The organism is Kitasatospora sp. NPDC001660, from assembly GCF_053596725.1.
Window position 1 is genome coordinate 36,282 of record NZ_JBSFGU010000030.1, and the last position, 25,408, is coordinate 61,689.

General features: G+C 73.6%; 24 protein-coding genes. 12 read left to right on the forward strand and 12 right to left on the reverse strand.

The window, feature by feature from the left end; all coding sequences use genetic code 11:
* Positions 1 to 149: 149 nt before the first annotated feature.
* The 3 genes from ACWCXH_RS27300 to ACWCXH_RS27310 form a co-directional block, all read right to left on the reverse strand.
* Positions 150 to 566, reverse strand: a complete 417-nt coding sequence (locus ACWCXH_RS27300) for a hypothetical protein (protein ID WP_449804120.1) — start codon at positions 564 to 566, stop codon at positions 150 to 152.
* Between the two features lie 6 nt (positions 567 to 572).
* Positions 573 to 1,127 (reverse strand): universal stress protein, encoded by a 555-nt coding sequence (locus tag ACWCXH_RS27305; protein ID WP_449804121.1) that lies wholly within the window; start codon positions 1,125 to 1,127, stop codon positions 573 to 575.
* 250 nt (positions 1,128 to 1,377) lie between these two features.
* Positions 1,378 to 3,753, reverse strand: coding sequence for a DUF4118 domain-containing protein (locus ACWCXH_RS27310; protein ID WP_449804122.1), 2,376 nt, complete (start codon positions 3,751 to 3,753; stop codon positions 1,378 to 1,380).
* 263 nt (positions 3,754 to 4,016) lie between these two features.
* On the opposite strand from ACWCXH_RS27310, the gene ACWCXH_RS27315 reads away from it, so the two are divergent.
* The 6 genes from ACWCXH_RS27315 (at position 4,017) to ACWCXH_RS27340 (ending at position 10,312) form a co-directional block, all read left to right on the forward strand.
* Complete coding sequence (locus tag ACWCXH_RS27315; RefSeq protein ID WP_449804123.1) at positions 4,017 to 4,364, forward strand: GntR family transcriptional regulator; 348 nt, start codon at positions 4,017 to 4,019, stop codon at positions 4,362 to 4,364.
* A 53-nt stretch (positions 4,365 to 4,417) separates the two neighbouring features.
* Entirely contained in the window at positions 4,418 to 5,410 is a 993-nt protein-coding gene (locus ACWCXH_RS27320; RefSeq protein ID WP_449804124.1) for a DUF1648 domain-containing protein, read from the forward strand.
* 218 nt (positions 5,411 to 5,628) lie between these two features.
* Entirely contained in the window at positions 5,629 to 7,305 is a 1,677-nt protein-coding gene (locus ACWCXH_RS27325; protein ID WP_449804125.1) for an ABC transporter permease, read from the forward strand.
* 12 nt (positions 7,306 to 7,317) lie between these two features.
* A complete protein-coding gene (locus ACWCXH_RS27330) occupies positions 7,318 to 8,631 on the forward strand; it encodes an ABC transporter ATP-binding protein (RefSeq protein ID WP_449804126.1) in 1,314 nt (437 codons plus the stop codon).
* A 58-nt stretch (positions 8,632 to 8,689) separates the two neighbouring features.
* A complete protein-coding gene (locus ACWCXH_RS27335; RefSeq protein ID WP_449804127.1) occupies positions 8,690 to 9,379 on the forward strand; it encodes a DUF6304 family protein in 690 nt (229 codons plus the stop codon).
* A 207-nt stretch (positions 9,380 to 9,586) separates the two neighbouring features.
* The gene (locus ACWCXH_RS27340) at positions 9,587 to 10,312 is read left to right on the forward strand and encodes a hypothetical protein (protein WP_449804128.1); all 726 of its coding nucleotides are present in this window, start codon (positions 9,587 to 9,589) and stop codon (positions 10,310 to 10,312) included.
* Here the strand turns inward: ACWCXH_RS27340 and ACWCXH_RS27345 are convergent.
* From ACWCXH_RS27345 to ACWCXH_RS27355, 3 genes are read right to left on the reverse strand one after another with little or no spacing between them, the layout of a single operon-like run.
* Complete coding sequence (locus ACWCXH_RS27345) at positions 10,281 to 10,589, reverse strand: alpha/beta fold hydrolase (RefSeq protein ID WP_449804129.1); 309 nt, start codon at positions 10,587 to 10,589, stop codon at positions 10,281 to 10,283. The genes ACWCXH_RS27340 and ACWCXH_RS27345 overlap by 32 nt on opposite strands.
* A 28-nt stretch (positions 10,590 to 10,617) precedes the next feature.
* A complete protein-coding gene (locus ACWCXH_RS27350) occupies positions 10,618 to 11,271 on the reverse strand; it encodes a response regulator (protein WP_449804172.1) in 654 nt (217 codons plus the stop codon).
* A gap of 50 nt (positions 11,272 to 11,321) precedes the next feature.
* Positions 11,322 to 12,536, reverse strand: coding sequence for a sensor histidine kinase (locus ACWCXH_RS27355; protein WP_449804130.1), 1,215 nt, complete (start codon positions 12,534 to 12,536; stop codon positions 11,322 to 11,324).
* 178 nt (positions 12,537 to 12,714) lie between these two features.
* On the opposite strand from ACWCXH_RS27355, the gene ACWCXH_RS27360 reads away from it, so the two are divergent.
* Both ACWCXH_RS27360 and ACWCXH_RS27365 read left to right on the forward strand, forming a co-directional pair.
* The gene (locus ACWCXH_RS27360; RefSeq protein ID WP_449804131.1) at positions 12,715 to 13,626 is read left to right on the forward strand and encodes an ABC transporter ATP-binding protein; all 912 of its coding nucleotides are present in this window, start codon (positions 12,715 to 12,717) and stop codon (positions 13,624 to 13,626) included.
* Positions 13,623 to 14,465, forward strand: coding sequence for an ABC transporter permease (locus ACWCXH_RS27365; RefSeq protein WP_449804132.1), 843 nt, complete (start codon positions 13,623 to 13,625; stop codon positions 14,463 to 14,465). The genes ACWCXH_RS27360 and ACWCXH_RS27365 overlap by 4 nt, the downstream gene beginning before the upstream one ends.
* 60 nt (positions 14,466 to 14,525) lie before the next feature.
* On the opposite strand, the gene ACWCXH_RS27370 is transcribed toward ACWCXH_RS27365, so the two are convergent.
* From ACWCXH_RS27370 to ACWCXH_RS27380, 3 genes are all read right to left on the reverse strand, one after another.
* The gene (locus tag ACWCXH_RS27370; RefSeq protein ID WP_449804133.1) at positions 14,526 to 15,998 is read right to left on the reverse strand and encodes an MFS transporter; all 1,473 of its coding nucleotides are present in this window, start codon (positions 15,996 to 15,998) and stop codon (positions 14,526 to 14,528) included.
* A 273-nt stretch (positions 15,999 to 16,271) separates the two neighbouring features.
* The gene (locus ACWCXH_RS27375; protein WP_449804134.1) at positions 16,272 to 16,763 is read right to left on the reverse strand and encodes an N-acetyltransferase family protein; all 492 of its coding nucleotides are present in this window, start codon (positions 16,761 to 16,763) and stop codon (positions 16,272 to 16,274) included.
* A 140-nt stretch (positions 16,764 to 16,903) separates the two neighbouring features.
* Entirely contained in the window at positions 16,904 to 17,872 is a 969-nt protein-coding gene (locus ACWCXH_RS27380) for an antibiotic biosynthesis monooxygenase (protein ID WP_449804135.1), read from the reverse strand.
* 132 nt (positions 17,873 to 18,004) lie between these two features.
* On the opposite strand from ACWCXH_RS27380, the gene ACWCXH_RS27385 reads away from it, so the two are divergent.
* From ACWCXH_RS27385 to ACWCXH_RS27395, 3 genes are read left to right on the forward strand one after another with little or no spacing between them, the layout of a single operon-like run.
* Positions 18,005 to 18,211, forward strand: a complete 207-nt coding sequence (locus ACWCXH_RS27385) for a hypothetical protein (protein ID WP_449804136.1) — start codon at positions 18,005 to 18,007, stop codon at positions 18,209 to 18,211.
* On the forward strand, positions 18,202 to 19,032 hold the full coding sequence (locus ACWCXH_RS27390; protein ID WP_449804137.1) for an FAD binding domain-containing protein: 831 nt from the start codon (positions 18,202 to 18,204) through the stop codon (positions 19,030 to 19,032). The genes ACWCXH_RS27385 and ACWCXH_RS27390 overlap by 10 nt, the downstream gene beginning before the upstream one ends.
* Positions 19,033 to 19,037: 5 nt before the next feature.
* The gene (locus ACWCXH_RS27395; protein WP_449804138.1) at positions 19,038 to 21,761 is read left to right on the forward strand and encodes a molybdopterin-dependent oxidoreductase; all 2,724 of its coding nucleotides are present in this window, start codon (positions 19,038 to 19,040) and stop codon (positions 21,759 to 21,761) included.
* 33 nt (positions 21,762 to 21,794) lie between these two features.
* Here the strand turns inward: ACWCXH_RS27395 and ACWCXH_RS27400 are convergent, their stop codons facing one another.
* Both ACWCXH_RS27400 and ACWCXH_RS27405 read right to left on the reverse strand, forming a co-directional pair.
* The gene (locus tag ACWCXH_RS27400) at positions 21,795 to 22,403 is read right to left on the reverse strand and encodes an SUKH-4 family immunity protein (RefSeq protein WP_449804139.1); all 609 of its coding nucleotides are present in this window, start codon (positions 22,401 to 22,403) and stop codon (positions 21,795 to 21,797) included.
* A 67-nt stretch (positions 22,404 to 22,470) separates the two neighbouring features.
* A complete protein-coding gene (locus ACWCXH_RS27405; protein WP_449804140.1) occupies positions 22,471 to 24,054 on the reverse strand; it encodes a phytoene desaturase family protein in 1,584 nt (527 codons plus the stop codon).
* Between ACWCXH_RS27405 and ACWCXH_RS27410 the strand changes: the two genes are divergently transcribed.
* Positions 24,047 to 24,265: a hypothetical protein gene (locus ACWCXH_RS27410; RefSeq protein ID WP_449804141.1), complete on the forward strand. Its 219-nt coding sequence runs from the start codon at positions 24,047 to 24,049 to the stop codon at positions 24,263 to 24,265. The two genes, ACWCXH_RS27405 and ACWCXH_RS27410, sit on opposite strands and share 8 nt — an antisense overlap.
* A 38-nt stretch (positions 24,266 to 24,303) precedes the next feature.
* On the opposite strand, the gene ACWCXH_RS27415 is transcribed toward ACWCXH_RS27410, so the two are convergent.
* Positions 24,304 to 25,386 carry a TerD family protein gene (locus ACWCXH_RS27415; protein ID WP_449804142.1) on the reverse strand — a complete coding sequence of 361 codons (1,083 nt, stop codon included), beginning with the start codon at positions 25,384 to 25,386 and terminating at the stop codon, positions 24,304 to 24,306.
* Positions 25,387 to 25,408 lie beyond the last annotated feature (22 nt).

Here is a 25,408-nt window from a genome sequence, read left to right on the forward strand (position 1 = left end):
GCGGTCCGCCGACGGGCCCTGCAAGCCCGGCGCCGAACCGTTTCTGCGCAGCTCACGCTAGGCGCGCCCACTGCCCGGCCGGCCGTTCCTGACGACTCCCTGACGCCCGGGGCGGCGATCTTGACGCCACCTTGGCGGGCCCGCTTCGCTCATACGTGCGGGCGGACGCTCACCCTGCCCACCCGGACCGTCCGCCGCGGCACGGCGGCCGGCAGTGCCACCAGCAGCGCGGCGGCCGTGAACAGCGCGAAGTGGCCGCCCTCCGGCCACGGCCCGGACCAGCCCAGCTCGGCGTGCCGGTGCTCGGCGAACGCGTTGCAGCACAGCCAGGCCGCCACCCCGATCACCGGCGCCGCCGACGGCCGGGAGAACACGCCCGTCAGCCCGCTCAGCGCCACGTACGCGGTCAGGGCGAACCAGCCCGAGTGCAGCTCCCCCAGCGCACCGAGGCCGAGCGCCAGCGCGCCGCCGGCGACGAGCGCCACGGTGCCGGAGACCGCCACCGCCAGCCGGTCCACGACCGGGCGGTAGCGCCGGCCGCCGGGGCGCGCCGAGTACATCCGCACGGGCAACTACCCCTTCATGGCCACGAGTTCAGGAGCAGGACCGATCGGCAGGTGCCACCGGGTGCGCCGGTGCAGGGCCTCCAGCTCGCGCTGGAGCGGCGGAGTCGGGACGGCCAGCACCGGGCAGCCGGCCTCGCGCAGGCAGTACGCCGCGACGGCGCGACGGAAGCGGCGGCGCAGCAGGCCACCGCCGTGCCCGAGGACGAGGAGGTCGTCGGGCCGGTCGGCGACGTGGACGAGCGCCGCGCCGGTCTCGCCGCGGACGACCACCGGACGCACCGGCACCCCGGGGTCTGCACCCGCGAAGGCCGCGTCGAGCGCGTCGCGCAGCCGCTGGTCGGCGGCGGCGCGGGCGGCGGAGAGCAGCGGCGGGCAGGGCGAGCGGCGGTAGCCGAGCTCGCCGCCCGGCGGCTCCCAGGCGAGCACCGGCACCAGCGCGGCGCCGGTGCGGCGGGCCTCGGCGGCGGCCCGGTGCAGCGCCGCGAGACTCCCCAGCGACCCGCTGACGCCGACCACCACCCTGGGGGTGTCGCTGTCCTCGTACCGCCGGTTGCCGTGCATGGTCCGTCCTCGTGTCCGTCGTTCGCAGGTTTCGCGTCGGATTCCAGCCAATCGCCGGGACGGCCCTTTGGCACGTTTCTTAGCGCTTCCCTGACGCCTTCGATGGCCATCCCAACGCGGTCCATACGCCAGCCGAACGGAGGAAGCGGAGCCCGTCTCACCAAGGAATCATCAGGGCGGGCCCGGAACCGCCAGGCCGGCGTGAAGAACTGCTCGTGCACTGGTCGGGCCCGGCCGTCGGCCGAGCACCTCACCCCGGCGCGCGGGGCAGGTCCAGGATGTAGGCCGTGCCGCCGCCCAGTGCGGGTTCGGCGGTCAGCTCGCCGTTCATCGCCTCGACGAAGCCCTGGGCCACCGTCAGGCCCGGGGCGTCCGGGGCCGGGCCGGGGGCGGTGACTCGGACGTGGACCCGGGCGCCCACCGCGCCTGCGTCGACCACGGCCGGGCGGGCCGCCGCCGCGAGGACGTCCGTGACCGCCCGCTCCAGCAGCCCGGGGTCGGCGAGCACGCGCGGCAGCCCCTCCGGCAGGTCGGCGCGCACCCCCGGCGGCGAGGAGGCCGCCGCCGCGGCCACCACCCCGCCGACGGCCGTCGGCCGCAGCACCACCGGCGTCACTCCGGCCCGCAGCCGGTTGAGGTCCAGCAGGTCGGTCACCAGCCGTTCCATCCGCTGCGCCTGTGCGCCGATCCGCCCGCCCTCCGGCGCAGGCAGCCGGGCGGCCTCCCGGCGGACGGCGGCGAGCGGCGCCCGCAGGTCGTGGCCGACCGCCTCCAGCAGGGCGGTGTGCAGGGCGTCGGCGTGGGCGAGGGTCTCGGCGGCGGAGGCCTGCGCGGCCAGCCGCTCGCGCTCGCGGGCCAGGCGCAGCTGGGTGACGTACGGGCCGAGCAGGCGGGTGTCCTCCTCGGTCAGCGCCGGGCCGCGCAGGGCGAGGACCGCGTCCCGGTCGAGCTCGACGGTGAGCGAGGCCTCGTCGGGGCGCAGCGGGACGGCGGCGCCGGAGGCGGCGGCGGGCTGCCAGAGCGGGCCGGTGCGGATGAGGACGACGGCGCCGTCGAGGCCGAAGACCTGGCGCAGGTCGGCGACGAGTTCGGGCAGGGCGCGGGCGCCGGACTCGACGGTCGCGCCGGCCAGCCGGGCGAGTACGGCCGCCTCGGCGCGGGCGCGGTCGGCCTGTTGGCCGCGGCGGGTGAGGCCGTCGATGAGGTGGGCGAGGATGCCGGCGACGGCGAGGAAGAGGAGCAGGGCGGCGAGGTCGGCGCCGCGGTCGACGGCGAGGCTGTGCCAGGGGTTGGTGAAGAAGTAGTCGGCGGCGAGCGCCCCGGCGGCGGTGCTGCCGGCGGCGGGCAGCAGGCCGCCGAGGCGGGCGGTGGCGGCGACGGCGAGGAGGAGGCAGAGCAGGGCGCCGGGGAGCGCGAGGGAGGTCCGCAGGGGGGAGAGCGCCCAGGCGAGGGCGGCCGTGCCGGCGGGGCCGAGCAGCCAGGCGAGGCGGCGGCGGGGCAGCGGGACGGCGGCCGGGCGGCGGCGCCGGGGTGCGGGCGGCACGGCGAGGAGGCCGGGTTCGGGCGGGGGCAGGACGCGGACGTCGATGGGGCCGGCGAGCCGGATGACGCGGTTGATGACGGAGCCGGTGGCGAGTTCGCGCAGACGGCTGCGGCTGGTGGGGCCGAGCAGGAGCTGGGTGGCGCTCTCGGTGCGGGCGAAGTCGACGAGGGTGCGGGCGACGTCGTCGCCGCTGACTTCGACGTAGGTGCCGTGGAGTTCGCGCAGGAGGGTGCGCTGGTCGGCGAGGGCGGGGGGTTCGCGGATCGCGAGGGCGTCGTCGGGGCGGACGTGGACGCCGATGAGGTCGCCGTGGACGCGGGTGGCGGTGCGGGCGCCGCGGCGGATGAGGTGCTCGCCCTGGGGGGCGCCGTTGAGGGCGACGACGATGCGCTCCTTGGTCTCCCAGGGGGCGCGGATGCCGTGCCGGGCGCGGTAGTCGGCGAGTTCCTCCTCGACGCGGTCGGCGAGCCAGAGCAGGGCGAGTTCGCGCAGGGCGCCGAGGTTGCCGGCCCGGAAGTAGTGGTCGAGGGCGACGTCGACGCGGTCGGGCGGGTAGATCTCGCCCTGGGCCATGCGCGAGCGCAGCGCCTGCGGGCTGAGGTCCACGAGTTCGATCCGGTCGGCGCCGCGGACGACGTCGTCGGGGATGTGCTCGTGCTGGGCGACGCCGGTGATCTGCTCGACGACGTCGTTGAGGCTCTCCAGGTGCTGGATGTTGAGGGTGGTGGCGACGTCGATGCCGGCGTCGAGGAGTTCGCGCACGTCCTGCCAGCGCTTGGTGTGGCGGCTTCCGGGGGCGTTGGTGTGGGCGAGTTCGTCGACGAGGGCCAGGGCGGGGCGGCGGGCGAGGACGGCGCCGGTGTCGAGTTCGGTGAGGTCCATGCCGCGGTAGGTGGTCCGGCGGCGGGGCAGCACGGGGAGGTCGCCCAGCTGCCGCTCGGTGCCGCGCCGCCCGTAGGTCTCGACCAGGCCCACGACGACGTCGGTGCCCTCGTCGCGCAGCCGACGGCCCTCGGCGAGCATGGCGTAGGTCTTGCCGACCCCCGGCGCCGCCCCCAGGAACACCCGCAGTCGTCCGGTCACGCGCTGCCGTCACCTCCTTCCGGTCCATGGTCGTCCAGGGCGGCACGCCGCGCGAGACGACCACCCCGACCTGCGGTTTTGCGGCAAGCAACAGGCCGCATCCGAAATCCGAGGTGACGGATCGTCTTGGTGCGGCACCGGCTCGCGGCGACGGATTGCCAGGCCGTCCGGTCGGCGCTGCCGGAGCTGGAGACGGCCGCCGCGACGGCCCCCGGAACCGCCCGCTCCCACTGAGACCGCATGGTGCTATCGTCAGTAGCACCATGTTGCTGAAGCTGGACATCGGCGACGCCCGCCCCCTGCACGAGCAGGTGGCGGGCGCGATCCGTCGGGCGATCGCCGAGGGCGAGTGCGCCCCCGGTGACAAGCTGCCGCCCGCCCGGGACCTCGCCCGGGCCCTCGGCGTCAACACCAACACCGTCCTGCGCGGGTTGCGCGCCCTGCGCGACGAGGGGGTGCTGGAGTTCCGCCGCGGCCGCGGCATCACGGTCGCCGCCGACGCCGATTCGCGCGCCGAACTGGTGGACCGCGTACGGGAGTTGATCGCGGACGCGGCCCGCGCCGGCTACAGCAGGAACGATCTCGTGGACCTGATCAGGGGGATGCCGTGAAGGACTCGGAGCCTTCAGAGCCTGTAGTAACGCAGCCTGTAGGAACGGAGCCTGTGACAGCAGGCCGCAAGCCACGCCGGGGAGGGCTCTGGGCGAGCGCGGTGTTCTCACTCGGCGTGCTGGCGCTGCTCGTCGCCCTCCCGCTGGCGGCGCACCACCGGCTGCCGGACCCGGTGGCCACGCACTGGAGCGGCAGCCGGCCCGACGGCTCGATGTCGCTGACCGCCGCCGCGCTGTTCCCGGCGGCGGTCTGGCTGGGGCTGGTGCTGCTCGCCGCCGTCGTCCGCCACTTCCAGGGCCGCCAGGCCCCGGGCGCGCCCGGGGCGATCCTGGCCTCCGGCGGGGTGCTGCTGACGGGCGCGCAGGCGTCGATCGTGCACGCCAACATCGACCGGACGCGCTGGCAGGACGCCGCCTCGATGGACGCCTGGGTGATCGTCATCGTCCTGGCGACCGGCGCCGCGGGCCTGGCCACCTGGTTCGCGACCCGCACGCCCGTCGCCGCCCGCGCCGCTGCCACCGGCACCGGCACCCCGCGGCGCGGCCCGGTCATGACGGTCCCGGCCGGCGAGCAGGTGGTCTGGCTGTCCCGCACCTCCAACGTGTGGCTGCAAGTCATCGCCGCCGTCCTCGCCCTCGGCGCCGCCGGCACCGCGCTGGCGGGAGCGACCGGGGTGACCGCCCCGCACTGGACGCTGACGGTCTCGCTCGCGCTCCCGTCGCTGGCCGTCCTCGTCTGCTCCTCCGTGCAGGCCCGGGTGACGCCGAAGGGCCTGGACGTCGGCTTCGGCCCGTTCGGCTGGCCCAAGCGGCACTGGTCCCCGGCGGACATCGACGCGGCGGGCGCCGAGCAGCGCACTCCCGCACAGGCCGGCGGCTGGGGCTACCGGGTGAGCGGCCCGGGCACCACCGTGATGCTCCGCAGCGGCACCTGCCTGGTCGTCCACGACCGCCACGGCCGCCGGTTCGCGGTCAGCGTCGACGACGCCGAGCGCGGGGCCGCACTGCTCAACTCACTCGCCGCCGGGTCCCGCACACCGTCCTGACCCGAGTCGTGCGGCCGTCCGCCACCCGGCGCCGTCCGGGTGGCGGGCCCGCCCGCTTGCGGTCAGGCTGGAGCGCGGCCGGGCAGGTTCGGCCACGTCCGATCAGCCGGTGCCGGTCGGACGGCACGGCGGCGAGACGCGGACGGGCGGTGGTGCGGGTGGCCGGCGACGGCGGATTCCCGTCGCGCGGAGTGTGGCACCGCCCCGCACTGCGTTGGGTGGACGTCCTGGTCGCCGCCGCGCTCGTGGCCCTGCTCTACGGGCTGCTGCGCCTCGCCCCCTCGCTCAACGCACCCTTCCTGCCCGACCAGGCCCCCGCCACCGTCTCCACCGATCCGGCCAACCTGCCGTTCTACGCGGTGCGTTCACTGCTGCGGATGTTCGCCGCACTGGTCGCCTCGGTGCTCTTCACCTTCGTCTACGCCACCGCCGCGGCCCGCATGCGCCGCGCGGAGAAGGTGCTGCTGCCGGTCCTGGACATCCTCCAGTCGGTCCCGGTCCTCGGCTTCCTGTCGATCACCGTCACCGCCTTCATCAACCTCTTCCCCGGTTCCACCCTCGGCCTCGAATGCGCGTCGATCTTCGCCATCTTCACCTCGATGGCCTGGAACATGACCTTCGCGTTCCACTACTCGCTGACCAGCCAGCCGCGCGAACTCGACGAGGCGGCCCGGGTGATGCGGCTGACCAAGTGGCAGCGGTTCTGGCGGCTCGACGTGCCGAGCGGCATGATCCCGCTGGTCTGGAACGGCATGATGAGCTTCGGCGGCGCCTGGTTCTTCCTCGCCGCCTCCGAGTCGATCAGCGTCCTCAACCACCACTACGCCCTGCCCGGCATCGGCTCCTACGCGGCCACCGCCATCGCGGCCGGCGACCTCGGACAGGTCGGCATCGCCATCGGCGTGATGATCGTCCTGGTGATCGGTGTCAACGTGCTGTTCTGGCGGCCGATGACGGCCTGGTCCGAGCGGTTCCGGGTGGAGGAGTCGCAGGCCGCCGACCGGCCGCGCAGCGTCGTCCTCGACCTGCTGCGCCGCTCCAGCCTGCCGGAGCTGGTCGCCCGGCCGCTGCGCCCGGTCGGGCTCGCGCTGGACCGCGGCACGCGGGTCTTCGGCCTCGCCGAGCACCCGCTCTCGCGCACCGCCGTCCGCGAGCGCACCGGGGACGCGTTCTTCGCGGGCGCCGTCGCCGCGGTCGTCGTCCTCGGCGCCTGGCGGGCCTTCGACTACGTCCACACCACCGTCGGGCTCGGCGAGTTCGGCCACGCCTTCGCGCTCGGCGCGGCCACCTTCGGGCGCGTGGTGGTGCTGCTCACGGTGACGACCGTCGTGTGGGTGCCGATCGGCGTCTGGATCGGGATGAACCCGAAGGTCACCCGCTTCGCCCAGCCGGTCGTCCAGGTGCTCGCCAGCTTCCCGGCGAACTTCCTCTTCCCGTTCGCCACCGCCGCGTTCGTCGCCCTCGGGATCTCGCTGAACCTCGGGGCGATCCTGCTGATGGCGCTCGGCGCGCAGTGGTACATCCTGTTCAACGTCATCGCCGGCGCCTCCGCGATCCCCAGCGACCTGCGCGAGGCGGTGACCGGCTTCCAGGTCCGCGGGCGGCTGCGCTGGCGCGCGTTCATCCTCCCGGCCGTCTTCCCGTACTACGTCACCGGCGGGATCACCGCCGCCGGCGGCGCCTGGAACGCCTCGATCGTCGCCGAGGTCGTCGACTACGGCTCGCACCACCTCACCGCCGACGGCCTCGGCGCCTACGTCGCCGACGCCACCGGCACCGGGGACTTCCCGAAGATCCTGGTCGGGGTGATCGTCATGAGCGTCTACGTCGTCGCGCTCAACCGCCTGCTCTGGCGCCGGCTGTACCGCCTCGCCGAGACCCGCTACGCGCTCTGAGGGGTGACCGCCGTGACCACCAGCACCCGCACCACGATCGTCGAGGCCACCGGCGTCACCAAGACCTTCACCACCCCGGACGGGCGGGCGCTGCCGGTGCTCGACGACATCGGCCTGCACCTGGCCGAGGGCGAGATCGTCGCGTTGCTCGGCAAGTCCGGCTCCGGCAAGTCCACGCTGCTGCGCTGCCTGGCCGGCCTGATCTCGCCGTCCTCCGGCACCGTGGCCTACCGGGGCACGCCGCTGCGGGCCGCCAACCCGGGGGTGGCGATGGTGTTCCAGTCCTTCGCGCTGCTGCCCTGGCTCACCGTCCAGCAGAACGTCGAACTCAGCCTCCAGGCGCGCGGGGTGGGCGAGGAGGAGCGGCGGGAGCGGGCGCTGCGGGCGATCGACCTGATCGGCCTGGACGGCTTCGAGGGCGCCTACCCCAAGGAGCTGTCCGGCGGGATGCGCCAGCGCGTCGGCTTCGCCCGGGCGCTCGTGGTCGAGCCGGACGCGCTGTTCATGGACGAGCCGTTCTCCGCGCTGGACGTGCTGACCGCGGAGAACCTCCGCTCCGAGCTGGTCGGGCTGTGGGAGGGGCACGAGGCGCCGGTCAAGTCGATCCTGATCGTCACCCACAACATCGAGGAGGCGGTCCTGCTCGCCGACCGGATCCTCGTGCTGTCCAGCAATCCCGGCCGGATCCGCTCCGAACTGACCGTCGACCTGCCGCGCCCGCGCGACCGCCGCACCCCGCGGTTCGAGGCCCTCGTCGACACCGTCTACGGCATCCTCACCGGCCGCGAGGAGCAGCCCGCCGCCGAACCCGCCGCCCGCCAGGCCACCCCGGTCACCACCCCGCTGCCGCCGGCCAGCGTCGGCGGGCTGGCCGGTCTGCTGGAGATCCTGCTCTCGATGGGCGGCGAGGAGGGCCTGGCCGAGATCGCGGACGAACTCAACTTCGAGGTCGACGACCTGCTGCCGCTGGTCGACGCCGCCGTGCTGCTGGGGCTGGGGGCGACTTCGGCCGGGCGCCTCGCGATCACCGCCACCGGGCGCGAGTTCGCCGCCGCCGACATCCTCACCAGCAAGCAGCTGTTCGCCCGCAACGCCGCCCGGCGCGCGCCCCTCGTGCGCGCCATCGTCCAGTCCCTGGCCGCCACCGAGGACCACAAGCTCCGCGAGGACCTCTTCCTCGACCTCCTGCGCGGCGGCTACGACGCCGAGGACGCCCGGCGTCAGCTGGAGACGGCCATCGACTGGGGCCGCTACGGCGAGCTGTACGACTACGACGCGGACGACGCCGAGTTCGTCCTGGAGCCGGGCGCGGAGGCGGCGCTGTAGTCCCGCCAGTCCTCCGAAAACCGTGGCTGGTCCTCACCCGACGGCCCATACTTCCACCATGCCAAGCGAGTTGAGATACGAGCCGCCGCTGCGCCTGCCCGCCGTCGTCACCGACCGCTGGGGCCGTGTGGACACCGTCCTGGTCAACGACGGGCAGACCTTCACCCTGCTGTTGCGGGGCAACCGGTACGAGGGCGAGAGTCTCGACTCCCTCGAACTCGTCGGCGGGCTCGACGAGAACGCGCTGCCGCCCGACCTGACCCGCCTCGACGAGCTGTGCTCCTGCACGATCGAGTGGAGCACCCCCCTCCAGGTGACCGGCCCCGGCGCGGGCCCCCGGCCCGGCGTCCTGCGCGCCCGCCTGGTCCTCGGCGACCCCGACCCCGACGGCAGCGTCGACGCCCTGCACGTCACCCTCGAACTCGACCTCCCGGAGGACGGCGGCACCGTCACCTCCGGCAGCCCGTGGGAGGACATGGAGGACGCGCTCCTCGACCTGCAGCGCCGACTCCCGCCCGGCACGGGCCTCCTGGCCTGCATCTCGTGCGCGTTCTCCGACTACTCCCCGGCCGGCTCCGGCTTCATCGGCTCGCTGGCCTGCTTCCGCGACGCCAAGGACGCCTACCGCACCGTCACCGGCAAGGCCGACATCTTCCGCCTCTGGGACCGCCGCACCGGCTTCGCCCAGGAGACCTTCCACTGCGCGGAGTTCGAACCCCGCCACCCGGGCACCGGCTACCGGGGGTAGGGCGGGGCGCCGCGGGCGCGGGTGCGCGCGGCCCGTGGTGGTACACCCGCGCGGCGCTGCCGGCCCCGGTCGACCGGGGCGTACCGCTTCTTCAGCGCGAGGCGCGGTGTCACCGCCGGGCCCGTGGAAACCGCCCGATCCGGTGGTGTGGGCTCATGAACGGTCGTGGGTACAACAGTTGCAGCGCCGAGCGTCAAGGAGGCGTTCATGAGCCACGACTGGCGTACCGACAGAAACCCGTCACGTGATCCGTCCGACTCGCAGGACGAGCGGACCGTCACCTTCCTCCGTCTCGGCGTCGGGCTGATCGGCATCCTGCTGCCGATCGCGCTGCCGCTGGGGAACTGGCTGTTCGCCGAGCTCAGGGGGCTGAGCACAGCCGGATCCTGGCCGGCGTCGATGAGCGGCGCCTACTACAGCAGCACGCGGAACATCCTCGTCGGCAGCCTCTGCGCGCTCGGGGTGTTCCTCGTCTGCTACCGCTTCGACCGCCGGGACGACCGGTGGAGCACGGCGGCCGGGGTGTGTGCGCTCGGCGTCGCGCTGTTCCCGACCACGTCCGCGGACCCGACGGGGCTCCAGAGGGCGGTCGGGGTGGTCCACCTCGTCCTCGCGGGGCTGCTGTACGTCGTGCTGGCGCTGTTCTCGATCCGCTCGTTCCGCGACCCGCGGTACGACCGGCGGCCGTGGGTCGCCCGGGGCTACCTGGCGGCCGGCGTGCTGATCCCCGCACTGCTCCTGCTCGCCGTCGCCGCCGCGCTGACGCACGTCGGGGCGGACTGGACGATCCGGCCGGTGTACCTCTGCGAATGGCTCGCGACGTGGGCCTTCGGTGCCGCCTGGACGGGCGCCGCGGTCGAACTCGCATCCGCCGCGGGGCTGTCCGGGCGGCCGTCCGCCGTCACACCGGCTGCGGACCCGGCGCCGCAGTAGCGGACGGGCCGTCGGGCACCCGGCCGAGGAAGGCCGCCGCACGCGGGCCCCACGTGTGGATGTCGTCGGGATCCCGGGAGATGTGGAGCTCGGCGGCGGGCAGCAGTTCGGCCAGGGCCCCGGCGGTTTCGGCGGGGTGGCCCGGGTCGCCCTCCCAGGCGAGGATCAGGGTGGGATGCGGCAGCGTCCGCAGGGTCGCGGGGTCCGGCAGGTCGCTCGCGGCGGCCGCGCGCAGGACGGCCGGGGCAAGGGCGATGTACGCGGGCGTGGCGGTCAAGCGCTGACCGGGCCTCCCGGCGGACCGCTCACGGCCGGGCCGCCGGGACCAGGCCCGCCTCGTAGGCGAGGATGACCAGCTGCACCCGGTCCCGGGCGTCGAGCTTGGCGAGCAACCGGGTCATGTAGGTCTTGACGGTGGCGATGCTGAGCACCAGCTCGGCGGCGATCTCGGTGTTGGACAGGCCCCGGCCGACCAGTGTCAGGATCTCGCGCTCCCGCCCGGTGATCGCGGCGAGGCGCGGGTGCTCGTCGGCGAACGCCGCGGCGGGCGCGGCCCGCCCGGCGGAGGGCCCGGCCCGCCTTGCCGGTGTGGCCTGCTCCACGAAGGTGGAGATCAGGCGGCGGGTGACGCTCGGCGCGATGAGCGCGTCCCCCGCCGCGACCACCCGCACGGCGCCGAGGATGTCGTCCAGGGCCATGTCCTTGACCAGGAACCCGGACGCCCCGGCGCTCAGCGCCGCGTACACGTGGTCGTCGTCGTCGAAGGTGGTGAGGACGACGACCCGGGTCGGCCCGCCGGCGGCGGTGACCAGGCGGGTGGCCTCGATGCCGTCCGTGCCGGGCATCCGGATGTCCATCACGACGACGTCCGGCCGCAGTTCGGCGGCCAGCCGGACGGCCTCGGCGCCGTTGCCGGCCTCCCCGACCACCTCGACGTCGTCCGTCTCCGCAATCACCATCTCCAGCGCGGCCCGGACCAGCGGCTGGTCGTCGGCCAGCACGACGCGGATCACCGCCCCGCCTCCGCCCGCAGGGGCAGCCGGGCGGCGACCCGGAACCCGCCGTCGGGGCGCGGCCCGGCGCTGAACTCGCCGTGCAGCAGCGCGACCCGCTCGCGCAGCCCGGCGAGGCCGAAGCCGCTGCCCGGGGCGATGGCGTGGCCGCGGCCCGCAGTGGTGCCGTGGCCGCGGCCCCGGTCGGTGATCTCGACGGACACCTCGTCCTCCTTCGTACGGTCGACGGAGACCCGGCACGCGCGCGCGTCCGCGTGCCTCACCACGTTGGTGACGGACTCCTGGATGATGCGGAACACCGCGAGGTCCAACTCGGGCGGCAGCCGGCCCTGTTCGCCGAGACGCCGGACCTCGACCTCGACCCCGGCGGCGGTGGTCGCGGCGGCCAGCCGGTCGAGGTCGGCCAGGCCCTGCGGCGCGGTGGCCGACACCTCTCCCTCGGCCTGGCGCAGCGCGCCGAGCATCCGGCGCAGCCCGGCCAGGGTCTCCCGCCCGGCGGCCTCGATCTCGCCGAGCGCCTCCTTGGCCCGCTCGGGCCGGGTGTCGATGACCCGGCGGGCGGCGCCGGCCTGGAGGGCGACGATGCCGATGCTGTGCGCGACGGTGTCGTGCATCTCGCGGGCGATCCGAAGGCGTTCGTCGGTGACGGCCTGCGCGGCGGCCCGGGTGCTCAGCGCCCCGGCGTGCTCGCGGTTCTGCCGCACCGAGCGGCCGACCAGCCAGGCGACGAGGGCGAGCAGCGCGGCGCCGTCGGCGGAGCCGATGTGGGTGCCGGTGAAGATGCCGACGGTGTTTCCGTGGACGAGACCGATGTGCAGCACGAGGAGCGTCATGACCAGCGCGAACGCGAGCCGGGAGGTGCGGCGCGGCGCGGCGGCGGTGATCAGGCAGAGCGCGGTGTAGACGGCCAGCAGCGAGAGCGGGGGCACCTGGACGTCCGCCCGCCAGCCGTCGGTCTCCGTCCAGGCGGCGATGAACAGCAGCGCGACCGAGAGCACCGGCAGGCGGCGCACCAGCGCGGCTCCGGCGAAGGCCACCGCGGTGTCGAGCAGGGTGAAGGCCAGGCCGCCGTGCGCGGCGGCGCCGTCGTGGTACCGGGCGGAACCGCCCAGCAGGACGGCCGGGTAGGCGGCGGCCACGCACCAGGCGAGCCCGACCCACACCTCGGGCGGGACGCGCCGGAACAGGGGCGGAGAGGGCGTCGCGATCACGAGGATGATCGTATCGACGGTGCGCCGGCCGGTCATCGGACCGTGGTTGTACGACCGGGGGTGACGGCCCGTACGGCTGGGGTTGACAGCCCGTACGGCCGGGAGTGACGGACCGGGTCACACGGTGTCAGCGCTGGTCCGATGTGGCGGCGGGCCCCGTCCCGGCACTGTGGTGCCCATGATCGAAGTCACCGAGCTGACCAAGCGCTACGGCCGCCGGACGGCCGTCGACCACCTCACCTTCACCGTCCGCCCCGGCCACGTCACCGGCTTCCTCGGCCCGAACGGCGCCGGCAAGTCCACCACCCTGCGGATGATCCTCGGGCTCGACGACCCGACGAGCGGCACCGCGACCGTCGACGGGCGGCCCTTCCGGAGCCTGCCACGCGGCCTGCGGCACGTCGGCGCCCTGCTCGACGCCGCCGACGTCCACGGCGGTCGCATCGGCCGGGCGCACCTTCGGGCCCTGGCCCGCAGCAACGCGATCCCGCTCGGGCGGGTCGACGAGGTGCTGCGCGAGGTCGGCCTGGCCGACGCGGCGCGCCGCCGGATCGGCGGGTACTCGCTCGGCATGCGCCAGCGGCTCGGCATCGCGGGCGCCCTGCTCGGCGACCCGCCGGTGCTGCTCTTCGACGAGCCGCTCAACGGCCTCGACCCGGAGGGCGTCCTGTGGGTGCGCGGCCTCTTCCGCCGTCTGGCCGCCGAGGGGCGGACGGTCTTCGTCTCCAGCCACCTGATGAGCGAGATGGAGCACACCGCCGACCGCCTGGTCGTGATCGGCCGGGGCCGGCTGATCGCCGACGACAGCCTCGCGGGGTTCTCCGCCCGGGCCGGCCGGTCGAGCGTGACCGTCGGCGCGGCCGAACCCGGCCGGCTGACGGGCGTGTTGACGGACGCGGGCGCCACCGTCCGCCCCGGCCCGGACGGCAGCCTCGCCGTCACCGGCCTGGACGCCACCCGGATCGGCGAACTCGCCCTGGATCACCGCCTGTTGCTGCACACCCTGACCACCCGCGGCGCCTCCCTGGAGGAGGCGTTCATGGAACTGACCGCCGACAGCGTCGAATACCTTGCCGGAGAGCCCCGTTGAGCACCATGACGCACACCGACAGCGCTACCCGTGTCACTACCGAGCCGCGCCCGCGCTTCCGCGACCTCCTCGCCGCCGAATGGATCAAGTTCTGGTCGCTGCGCTCGATCCCCTGGGTGCTGCTCCTCGGCGCCGCCGTGACCGTCATCGCCGCCGTCAAGAACGCGACCTACACGTACGACCACTACACCCCAGGTCCGGCGGCGAGCTACGTCCAGCCGGCCCTCGACTCCGCGTTCAGCGCCATCGGTGCCGACGTGGTGATGCTGGTCGCGGGCGGGCTCGGCGCGTTCGTGGTGGTCGGCGAGTACGCCAGCGGCCTGATCCGGGCGAGCCTCGCGGCCGTCCCCGACCGGCGCGCGTTCCTGCTCGCCAAGGCCCTCGTGCTGACGGCCGTCACGCTCGGCTGGGGCGTCGCCGTCGCGGGCACCGCCTTCGGGGTCGCGCAGGCGATCCTCGCCGGCCAGGGCATCGGGCTGCCGATCACCGATCCGGGCGCCTTCCGGTTCGTCGCGGCGGCCGCGCTGTTCGCGCCGGTCTGCGCGCTGGTCGGCCTCTGCCTCGGCGTGCTGATCCGGCACACCGCGGCGAGCGTCGTGAGCACGATCCTGATGCTCTTCTTCGTGCCGTCCTTCTTCACCGACACCTACCACTGGTCGGCCGACATCGAGCACGGCCTGCCGTTCACCGCCTGGCGCACCCTGGCCGCCGTCGACCTGACGAACCAGCGGGTGTCCGCGTACCCGGCCACGGTCGCGAGCGGCTGGATCACGTTCGCGGTGTGGTCGCTCGCCTCGGTCGTGATCGCCGCGCTCACGATCCGCCGCCGCGACCACTGACGGCCTCCGGAACGGCCGGCCCTCGCGGGGCCCGCCACGTGGGGCGGCGGGCCCCGCGCCTCACTTCCGTCGCCCCGCCGCCAGGTCCGCCAGCGCGATCACCAGAGCCGCCAGGATCAACCCCGCCGCGACCGTCGCCCCCAGCCGGAAGGCCAGCGACCAGTCCGGGTTCCGGCCCTGCACGGACGCGAAGAAGACCGAGCCGACGATCGCGATGCCCGCCGCCGAGCCGACGCGCTGCGCGGTCTGCAGCACCCCGCCCGCGCTGCCGGCCCGGGCCAGCGGCACCTGCTGGAGGGTCAGCGTCTGGTTCGGCGAGATCACCAGCCCGCTGCCCACCCCCGCCACCAGCAGCGGCAGCGCCGTCGCCCAGCCCGTCCACGTCCCCGGGCCCAGCCACACCGCCAGGATCGACGCCGCCAGACCGACCAGCACCAGCACCAGCCCGGCCACCACCAGCCGCCGCCCCAGCCGGGTGACCACCCGCCCGCCGAACGCCGCCGCGAAGGCCGAGCCGACCGCGAACGGCGTGACCGACAGGCCCGCCGCGAGCGCCGAGTAGTGCAGGCCCGTCTGGACGTACAGCGTGAAGATGAAGAAGATCGCGGTGAACCCGGCGAAGTACACCAGCGACAGCGACACCCCCGCCGCGTACGGGCGCACCGCGAACAGCTCCATGTTCACGAGCGGCTCCCGGCGCCGCGCGTAGTACCGCTCCCACGCGACGAACGCCCCCAGCAGCAGGGCCGCCACCGGCAGCAGCAGCCACCGCGCGGCGCTGTGCCACTGCTGCACCTGGACGAACGGCAGCAGCAGCGCCACCGTCCCGGCGCCGAGCAGCAGCACCCCGGCCGGGTCGAAGTCCCGGCGCCCCGCCCGCTCGCCCGTCGGCGCGGGCGCCGGCAGCAGGTGGTGGGCGATCGGCAGGGCCACGGCCCCGATCGGCAGGTTGACCAGGAACACCCACCGCCAGCCGTCCTGCGGCCCGAACAGGTGGATCAGCAGCCCGCCCAGCAGCGGGCCGACGGCCGTCGACACCCCGATCGTCGCCCCGAGCGCGCCGAACGCCCTCCCCCGCTCGGGCCCCTGGAACAGCGTCTGGATGAACCCGGACACCTGCGGCACCAGCACCCCGCCCGCCGCACCCTGGAACAGCCGGGCCAGCACCAGCCAGTCCTGGTCCTGCGCCGCCCCCGCGAGCGCGCTGGCCAGGGTGAACAGCGCGAGCCCGGTCAGGAACACGGCCCGCCGGCTGTGCGCGTCGCCGAGCCGCCCGGCCGGGACGAGCACCAGGCCGAAGGCGAGCGAGTAGCCGCTCACCACCCACTGCAGCCCGCTCTCCGACATGTGGAGCCCGGTGCGGACCGTCGGCAGGGCGACGTTCACGATGCTGACGTCCAGCAGCGTCATGAACCCGGCCACCAGGCACACCGCGAGCGCCTGCCAACGCCGTGCCTCGGCCCGCCCTCCGACGGCGGAGGCGCCGGACGGGGACGGCAGGGGCGCGGCGTTGTTGGTGGGATCGGGGTTCATGGGCAGCCTCTTCCGGACGTCCGGAGCCCGTCCTCGGCACTCATCCTCGCCCCGCCCGACCGCGGGGTCCACCCGGCTCACCCGGACGGCCGAACCGCCGCGCGGCGGGTCCAGGACCCCTATCCGCCCGGGGCCTCGGCGTCACAGCGGCCTCCAGGCGTGCGGCGCAGGTCCGGCGCCGTCGTCCCCGGCCGCGTCCTCCAGCATGCCGTTCCAGACCGCGTCACCCATGAGGCGACGCTGGGTCCTTAAGACGGCGCCGGGAGGCTACGCCTACAGAGCCTTCGCGAGGACGAGTTCGCGGCTGACGCCGTCGTCGAGGAGGTCGCCGAGTTCGTCGGTGTCGGCGAACGCGTTGCGGCGGTAGAGGGCCATCGCGGCGTCGTTGCCGGGCATCACGCTGAGCTTGAGGGTCCGATGGCCCTGGGTGGTGGCCCATCCGGCGATCTCGGCGATGAGGCGGTCCCCGACGCCCTGGCCGCGGGCCTCCGGGCCGACCCACATGGAGATCAGTTCGGCGACGGTCGGGTCCTCGTCGGAGGGGACGCCGGTGGCCATGGCGACGGGCCGGCCGTCCAGCACGGCGACCAGGTCGAGCGCACCGGGGATCTCCAGCCGGGAGCGCCAGCGCGCCTCGTGGTCGCCCGCGCCCTGCCAGTCGGCCAGCGTGGACCCGAAGGCGTACGGCGCCTCGGCGAGCGCGGCGAGGCGCAGCTCGCGGAAGACGGGCCAGTCATCCGAAGAAAGGATTCGCAGTTCAAGCATGCTGCGGACCCTGCCGTACCGGACGCCGGAACGGCAAGCCCGTTTTCCCGCGAGAGCCCGCCCGCCCGCAGCATGTACTCGGGACTGAACGGCCGTGTCGTACCGGGCCGGTGAGTCGGCGGCCGTTCGCCGGCGCCGACTCATCCGGTGGTGAAGCCGAAGATCGCGATGAACACCGCCCAGCACAGCGCCACCAGTACGGCGCCTGCCACATGGGTGCGCAGCGACTGCGCCCGGCTGGGCATCAGCCAGAACGCGAGGGACCTGGTCAACAGGGGCATCAGCAGCCACGTCAGGATGCAGACGCTCAACACGTTCGAGATGAACAGGCCGAGATATCCGGGCGCCCCCAGAGCCTTGAGCCAGGGAGCCACCGTGAGGTTCAGGACCGTGACGGTGGGATAGAGGGCCAGGAGCACGACCATGGCTTGCTTCCAGTCGGGCGGAACTCCGCGCTCTGCGTCTGCGTCAAACCCGAACCAGCTGCCGAAAGCGGATCCGATTTTGCGGACGTCATAGGAGACGAAGAAGTCCCGGCCCTCGTCCAGGAGCCGCTCACGCACGGCGGATCCGAGCCAGTCGTCGAGGTGTTGACGGGTATCGAAGCGGAACACGACGACCCACCTGTCCTGGACGCCCTCCACCGGCCGGAACAACTCCGAACCCGTGAAGCCGGGAAACTTCCGCTGCGCCGCCACGGCCTTTTCCTGCCAGCGCACGAAATCCTGCTCCCGCTCGGGCCGCACTTCATGGGAGATCACCGCTGTCACGGAATCGCGGACCGGAGTGCCGCCAACGAGAACTTCCTGGGTGGGGGGCTCCTCGAACAGGGTACGTCCCTGTTCGAGGAGCTCACGGCGCGCATCGGAATCCAGCCACGCTGTCAACTGGTCCAGGCGTGAGAAGCGGAATACCACGACCCACTCGTTTTCGCCGGCGGAACTCGACGGGTACTGCTCGGTGCCCTCGAATCCCTCGAAGCCCCGCACGGTCTCGCTGGTCCGATCCTGCCAGCGCCGGTAGTCGGCTTCGCAGCCCGCACGGACCTTCTGCGAGGTCACGACGGTGGCGACGTCGCTGCGGGAGCCGCGGCTTGCAGGGGAACTCACCCTCACTAGACTAACGAGGAGGAAAAATACGGCGCAAGTTGACGCCTTTGAAGGTTGAGATTTCCTCTTGATTTCACATTGGTCACTCCACGTGATGGATCGAGTGCGGCACTCTCATCGGAGGCGCCGGCCATGGAACACCGGGAATTCATGACCGAGGCGGTCGCGTTGGCCGCCGATTCCGTCGAGCAGGACTGGGGCGGCCCGTGCGGCGCCGCGATCACCCGTGACGGCGAGATCATCATTCGTGGACAGAACGGCGTCCTCCAGGTGGACCCGGCGGCGCACGGCACAGTGGGGACCATCCGGAAGACGGTTTGGGGGCCCCGGTGGATCTGAACACCATCACCTCGGTCGTCGAGGCACCCACCCGTGCGGAGCAGGCGACGTGGCAGCCGGGCGACGCGTGGCTTGCCGGCGGTACGTGGCTGTTCTCCGAACCGCAGCCACAGCTTCGCCGGCTGATCGATCTGAGAGGGTTCGGCTGGCAGCCGTTTCGGATCGACGCACACGGGCTGGAGATCGGCGCGACGTGCACACTGGCGCGGCTCTTCGAGATCAAGGCGCCGGCGGAGTGGATCGCGGCCCCGCTGATCGGCCAGTGCCGTCAGGCACTGCTGGGCTCGTTCAAGGTCTGGAACGAGGCGACCGTGGGCGGCAACCTCTGCCTGTCGCTGCCCGCGGGCCCGATGATCTCGCTCGCCGCTGCACTCGACGGCACCTGCACGATCTGGACGACCGACGGTGCGGAACGGCAGGTCGGGGCAGCCGACTTCGTCACCGGTCCGCAGCGCAACGTGCTGGGCCCCGGCGAGCTACTGCGCTCGGTCACGCTGCCGGCTTCCGCGCTGCGCTGCCGTACGGCTTTCCGCTGGATCTCGCTGACCCCGCACGGCCGTTCCGCGGCACTGGTGATCGGCAGGCGGTCACCCGACGACGGTTCGTTCGTGCTGACCGTGACGGCCTCCACCGTCCGCCCGGTCCGGTTGGCGTTCCACGGGCTGCCCGGGCGGGCCGAGCTCTTCGCCGCTCTGGAACGGGCCGTACCGCCGGAGCTCTACCACCGCGACGTGCACGGAGCGCCGGCGTGGCGGCGGCTCATGACCGTTCGGTTCGCCGAGGAGATCCGGACCGAGCTGTCCGGCAGGCAGGAGAGGTGACGGTCATGAGGATCGAGGTGAACGGCCAGCTCTTCAGCACCCAGCCGCGCCCCGGGCAGTGCCTGCGCACGTGTCTGCGGGACCTCGGCTGGTTCGGTGTGAAGAAGGGCTGCGATGCGGGCGACTGCGGTGCGTGCACCGTGCACGTCGACGGGCGGCCCGTGCACAGTTGTCTCTTTCCCGCGCTCCGCGCGGCCGGCCGCCGGGTGACCACGGTCGAAGGGCTGGCCCGCGAGGGCGAGTTGCATCCGGTGCAGCGGAACTTCCTGGCCGCGCAGGGCTTCCAGTGCGGCTTCTGCACCGCAGGAATGATCATGACGGTGGCCGCTCTGGACCCCGGTCAACAGGAGGACCTCCCCAGGGCGCTGAAGGGAAACCTGTGCCGGTGCACCGGATACCGCTCGATCGAGGAAGCCATCCATGGCGTCGAGCGCATCGAGGAGGACCCGGAAGGGCAGCCGTGCGGGCGGAATCTGCCGGCGCCCGCCGGCCCGCAGGTGGTGACCGGCACGGCCCGCTACACCCTGGACGTCCACGTCGACGGCCTGCTGCACATGAAGGTGCTGCGCTCGCCGCATGCCCACGCCCGGATCACGGCGATCGACACCAGCGCCGCACGTGCCGTTCCCGGCGTGCGGGCCGTGTTCACCCACGAGGACTCACCGCCACGGCTGTACTCGACGGGACGGCACGAGGACCCCACGTTCGACCCCGCTGACACGCTGCTCCTCGACGACGTCGTCCGCTTCCCCGGGCAGCGGGTCGCGGCCGTGGTGGCCGACACCGTGGCCGCCGCGGAGGAGGGCTGCCGCCGGCTGGTCGTCAGCTACGACGTGCTGCCGGCCGTGTTCGACCCTGAGGAGGCGATGACGCCCGGCTCTCCGGTGCTGCACCCGAACAAGGGGACCGCGCAGTACATCGCGGACGCCGGACGCAACATCGCCGCCGAGGTGCACGGGGACATCGGCGACGTCGAGGCGGCCTTCGCGGCGGCCGACGTCATCCATGAGCGCACCTACGTCAGCCAGCGCGTCCAGCACGCGCACCTGGAGACGCACGCCTCGATCGCCTGGCTGGACGAGTCCGGCCGCCTCACCGTGCGGACCAGCAGCCAGGTGCCGTTCCTCACCAGGAACGCGCTGTGCACCCTCTTCGACCTGCCGACGGAGCAGGTACGGGTCCTGTGCGGCCGTGTCGGCGGCGGCTTCGGGGCCAAACAGGAGATGCTCACCGAGGACCTCGTCGCGCTCGCGGCCCTGCGCACCCGGCGGCCCGTGCAGGTGGAGTTCACGCGTGAGGAGCAGTTCACCGCCACCGTCACCCGCCACCCGGTCAGCGTGCACGTCAAGGCCGCCGCTCAGCGCGACGGAACGCTCACGGCGTTGCAGCTGCGGGTGGTGTCCAACACCGGCGCGTACGGCAACCACGCCACCACGGTGGTCCACGGCTGCAACGAGTCGATCGCCGTCTACCGTTGCGCGAACAAGAGGGTCGACGGCTACACCGTGTACACCAACACCGTGCCTTCCGGGGCCTTCCGTGGATACGGGCTCAGCCAGACGATCTTCGCCGTCGAGTCGGCGATGGACGAACTCGCCCGCGCGCTCGACATGGACCCGGTCGCCTTCCGGGAACGCAACGTGATCCGGCCGGGCGATCCCATGGTGAGCTTCAGTACGGAGCCGGACGACGTCGAAATCGGCAGCTACGGCCTGGACCAGTGCCTGGCCGTGGTCGGCGAGGCCCTGCGTCGCGGCGACGGCGTGCCGCTGCCGCCGGGAGAGGACTGGCTCGTCGGACAGGGCATGGCGCTGGGGATGATCGACACGATCCCGCCCCGAGGGCACCGGGCCGATGCACGGATCTCGCTGCTGGCCGACGGTCGCTACGAACTGGCCGTCGGCACCGCCGAATTCGGCCAGGGCACGACGACCGTGCACCGGCAGCTCGCTGCGAGCGTGCTCGGTGCGGATCCCGAGAGCATCCGGATCGTCCACGCCGACACGGACCAGGTCGACCACGACACCGGGGCGTTCGGCTCGACCGGCACCGTGGTCGCAGGGTTGGCGGCCACCCGTGCCGCGGAAGCGCTGCGCGATCGCATCGTCGCCGCCGGCGCCGAGTACGCCGGTGTCGATCCGTCGGACTGTGAGCTCGACGGCGACCAGGCGCGGTGCGGCGACGCGCGGGTCCCGCTCGCCGAGATCGCGACGGCGTCCCGGGCCGCCGGGCAGGAGCTGTCCGCGACCGGGACGAGCGCGGGCTCCCCGCGTTCGGTTGCGTTCAACGTCCAGGGTTTCCGGGTCGCGGTGCATGCCGGGACCGGCGAGATCAGGATCCTGCAGAGCGTCCACGCGGCCGACGCCGGCCGGGTCATCAATCCCATGCAGTGCCGCGGGCAGATCGAGGGCGGCATCGTGCAGGCCGTCGGGGCGGCCATGTACGAATCGCTGGTGCTGGACGAGGACGGACACGTCACCACCGCGACCTTCCGCAACTACCACATCCCGGCGTTCGGCGACGTGCCGCTGCCGGAGGTGTACTTCGCGGACACCGCCGACGTCCTCGGACCGCTGGGTGCCAAGCCGATGAGCGAGAGCCCCTTCACCCCGATCGCTCCCGCCCTGGCCAACGCGGTGCGCGATGCCACCGGGATCCGGTTCGACACCCTGCCGTTGGCGCGCGACCGGATCTGTCTGGCCATCGCCGCCGACCGCGGAACCGGCTGAACCGATGCCGACAGGGAGACGTGGGAGAGGGCGTCAGTCGAGGTCCAGGTAGCCGTCCCGCAGCTCGTCCACCACGCTCTGCCAGAAGTCGTGCTGCTCCAGGTCGAGGCCCAACTTCTCCAGCAGCGCGGTGAATTCGTCCAGTGCCGTCGCGTCGCCGTCGTCGAAGCGCTCCTCCAGCCCGGCCAGCAGGACGAACGCGGCCAGCGCCTGCGGCACCGACTCGGCCACGCACCCCACGTGGCCGGCGGCGTGGTCCCAGCCGTTCGGGTCGTACGCCTCGACCGTGCCGCTGACGCCGTCCGCCATCAGGTGCACCTCGTTGACGAGCCCGACGCAGTAGGCGTAGCCGTCCGGCGGGGTGTCGTCGTCGGGGTAGCGGCGGCCGAATATCTCGTCCGGGTCCGCCTCCCACAGGCCGCGCTCGGGGAGGTCCTCGCCGTCGAACCCGGTGAAGCCGTTCCGGGCGGCCGGGATGCCGATCTCCGTCAGGAACGCACGGGTCCCGGCGTGCTCCAGCCCCTCGGGCAGCGACTCCGGGCTCGGGCGCCACAGGGTGCCCGGGCCGTAGCAGGACTCCAGCCACTCGGCGGTGGGGTTCTTGGCTGCGGCGGGCAACTCGGCGTCAAAAGCGGTGGTCATGGGTGGATCTCCCCCGGTCTGAGCGGTGCAACGGACCCATCCAAGCGCATCGCACCGACAGCAGGCGCTACCGGATCGGCTCCTCCAGGACGGCCATCGCCGCGTTGTGCCCGGGAATGCCGCTCACTCCCCCGCCGCGGACCGCGCCCGCGCCGCACAGCAGCACGTTCGAGTACGCCGTCGCCACGCCCCAGCGGGCGGCGGCAGCGGTCGGATCCCCTTCCGCGTACGGGAAGGAGAGGTCGCGGTGAAAGATGTGGCCGCCCGGCAGGCCGATCTCGCGCTCCAGGTCCAGCGGCGTCCTGGCCTCCACGCACGGCCGCCCGTCCGCGTCCGTCGCCAGGCAGTCGGCGATCGGCTCGGCGAGCACCTCGTCCAGCTGCGCCAGACTCGCCGCCAGCGCGCGCTCCTTGGCCTCGGGGTCGGTGAACAGCCGCGCGGGCGTGTGCAGTCCGAACAGGGTCAGCGTGTGGAGGCCCTGGCGGAGCGCGTCCGGGCCGAGGATCGAGGTGTCGGTGAGCGTGTGGCAGTAGATCTCCGACGGCGGCGCCGAGGGCAGCCGACCGGCCGCCGCCTCACGGTAGGCCGTCTCCAACTGCCGGTAGCTCTCGGCGATGTGGAAGGTCCCGGCGAAGGCGTCGCGCGGGTCCACGGCGGAGTCCCGGAGGGCGGGCAGTCGGCGCAGCACCATGTTGACCTTCAACTGCGCACCTTCCGGCGCCACTTCATGCGACGGCTCGTCGCCGAGCAGCCGGGCCAGAGTGGCCGGGGCGGCATTCACCAGGACCTTTCGGCCCGCCACCACGGACTCGCCGCCCTCGTGACGGTACGCCACCTCCGCGTCGCCGTGCCCGTCGGTGGCGATCGCGGTGACCTCGCAGCCGGTGCGCAGCTCGGCGCCGGCCGCCAGCGCCGCCTCGGCGAGCGCGCCGGTCACCGCGCCCATCCCGCCGACCGGGACGTCCCAGTCGCCCGTTCCGTTGCCGATGACGTGGTAGAGGAAGCAGCGGTTCTGCCGCAGGGAGGGGTCGTGGGCGTGGGTGAACGTGCCGATCAGCGCGTCCGTCAGCACCACGCCGCGCACGAGGTCGTCGGCGAAGGTCCGCTCGATCGTCTCGCCCAGCGGCCGCTCGAACAGTGCCTCCCAGGCGGCGTCGTCCCCGATCCGGCGGCGCAGCTCGGCGCGCGGGGGCAGCGGCTCGGTGAGCGTCGGGAAGACGCGCTCGGCCACCCGCCCGGTCGTGCCGTAGAAGCGGTGCCAGGCCTCCCACTCGCGGTCCCCGCCGGTGAGCGCCCGGAACGACTCCCGCGTCCGGTCGGGGTCGGCCGCGTCCACGAGCAGCCCGGTCGGCTTCCCGTCCCGCACGGCGGGCGTGTAGGAGGCGATCCGGCGCCGCCGCAGCTCCAGCCGCAGGCCGAGCTCGCGCACGATCGTGTGAGGGAGCAGGCTCACCAGGTAGGAGTACCGCGACAGGCGCGCGTCGACCCCCGGGAACACCTCGGCCGACACCGCCGCCCCGCCCACCCTCGGCAGACGTTCGAGCACCAGCACCCGCTGCCCGGCCCGCGCGAGGTACGCCGCCGCCACCAGTCCGTTGTGCCCGCCGCCGACGATCACGGCGTCGTACCGCGAGGACGCGTTCGTGGTCATCCCGCAACGCTACGGCAGCCACCGCGGAGGAGGGAACAGGGCGGGACGAACGCTCCGCCACCCGTTCGAGGCGTACCGGCTGCGCTCCGGGGCCGTCCTTCGTGGCGTCATGGCCACGGTGATCCTGCGCGTGGCCGGACGACGGTCTCGTGAGGAGGACTTCGAGAACGGCTGTGCGACGTACGGCCGGATGGCGGTCGTCATCAGCTGACGACCGCCATCGAGGCGCGCACGGCCCAGGGAAACGGCTTAGAAGAAGCTGTCGTCGTCGCCCTCGTAGTAGTTGTTGACGACGACCTCGGGCTCGTCGTCGCTCAGCGCCTCGTTGAGCAGCGCGCCGCCGACCAGGCCGGCGACGCCCGCGCCCACCAGGGCGCCGGTGCCGTAGCGGTGGCCGCCCTGCTGGCCCTGCCCCGGGACCTGCGGGTACCCCTGCTGGTAGCCCTGGGGGTACCCCTGCTGGACCGGCTGCGGGTACCCCTGCTGCGGGGTGTAGAACGGCGGCGGGGTGGTCTGCACGCGCTGGGCGCAGGCCGCACACGCCTGGATCTGGCGCGGCACGCCCCACTGCGGCGACCACAGCACCGCGGTCGAGCCGACGCCGTGCGAGGGGTCGAAGAAGCACGTCACTGGGGAACTCCCTGTTGCTTGCTGAGCCGTTGATGCCTGGTGGGACGTTACCGGCTGCGGAACGACCGCCGGGGCGGCGGCCGGTCGGACGGCGGGAGCAGCCGGCGCCGGCTGGAGGAGCGCGACGCCGAAGTCGGTCGCGATGCCCGCCAGCCCGGTCGCGTAACCCTGCCCGACGGCGCGGAACTTCCAGTCCGCGCCGTGCCGGTAGAGCTCGCCGAACACCATCGCCGTCTCGCTGCCCGCCTCGGGCGCGACATCGTAGCGCACCACCTCGGTGGCGCCGTCCGGGTCGGTGAGGCGGATGTACGCGCCGCGGACCTGGCCGAAGGCCTGGGAGCGCTGCGCGGCGTCGTAGATGGCGACCGCGAAGACGATCCGCTCGACCTCGACGGGCACGTCGGTGAGCTTGACGTCGATCCACTCGCGGTCGCCGCCGGTGCCGCCCGGCCCGGCCGGACCGCCCGCCCCGCCGGCGTCGCTGCCGTGGTGGCGGACCGAACCGTCCGGGCTGCGCAGGTTGTTGAAGAAGACGAAGTGCCCGTCCGAGACGACCTTCCCGGAGCGCCCGCACAGCAGCGCGCTGGCGTCCAGGTCGTATCCGGGACCCGCCGTCCAGCCGAGGCCCACCCGCACGGCCCCCAGCCCGGGGGCCTGCCTGCCCAGCGAGACGTTGCCGCCCTTCGTCAGGGCCACACCCATGGCGCTTCCTCTCCTCCACACC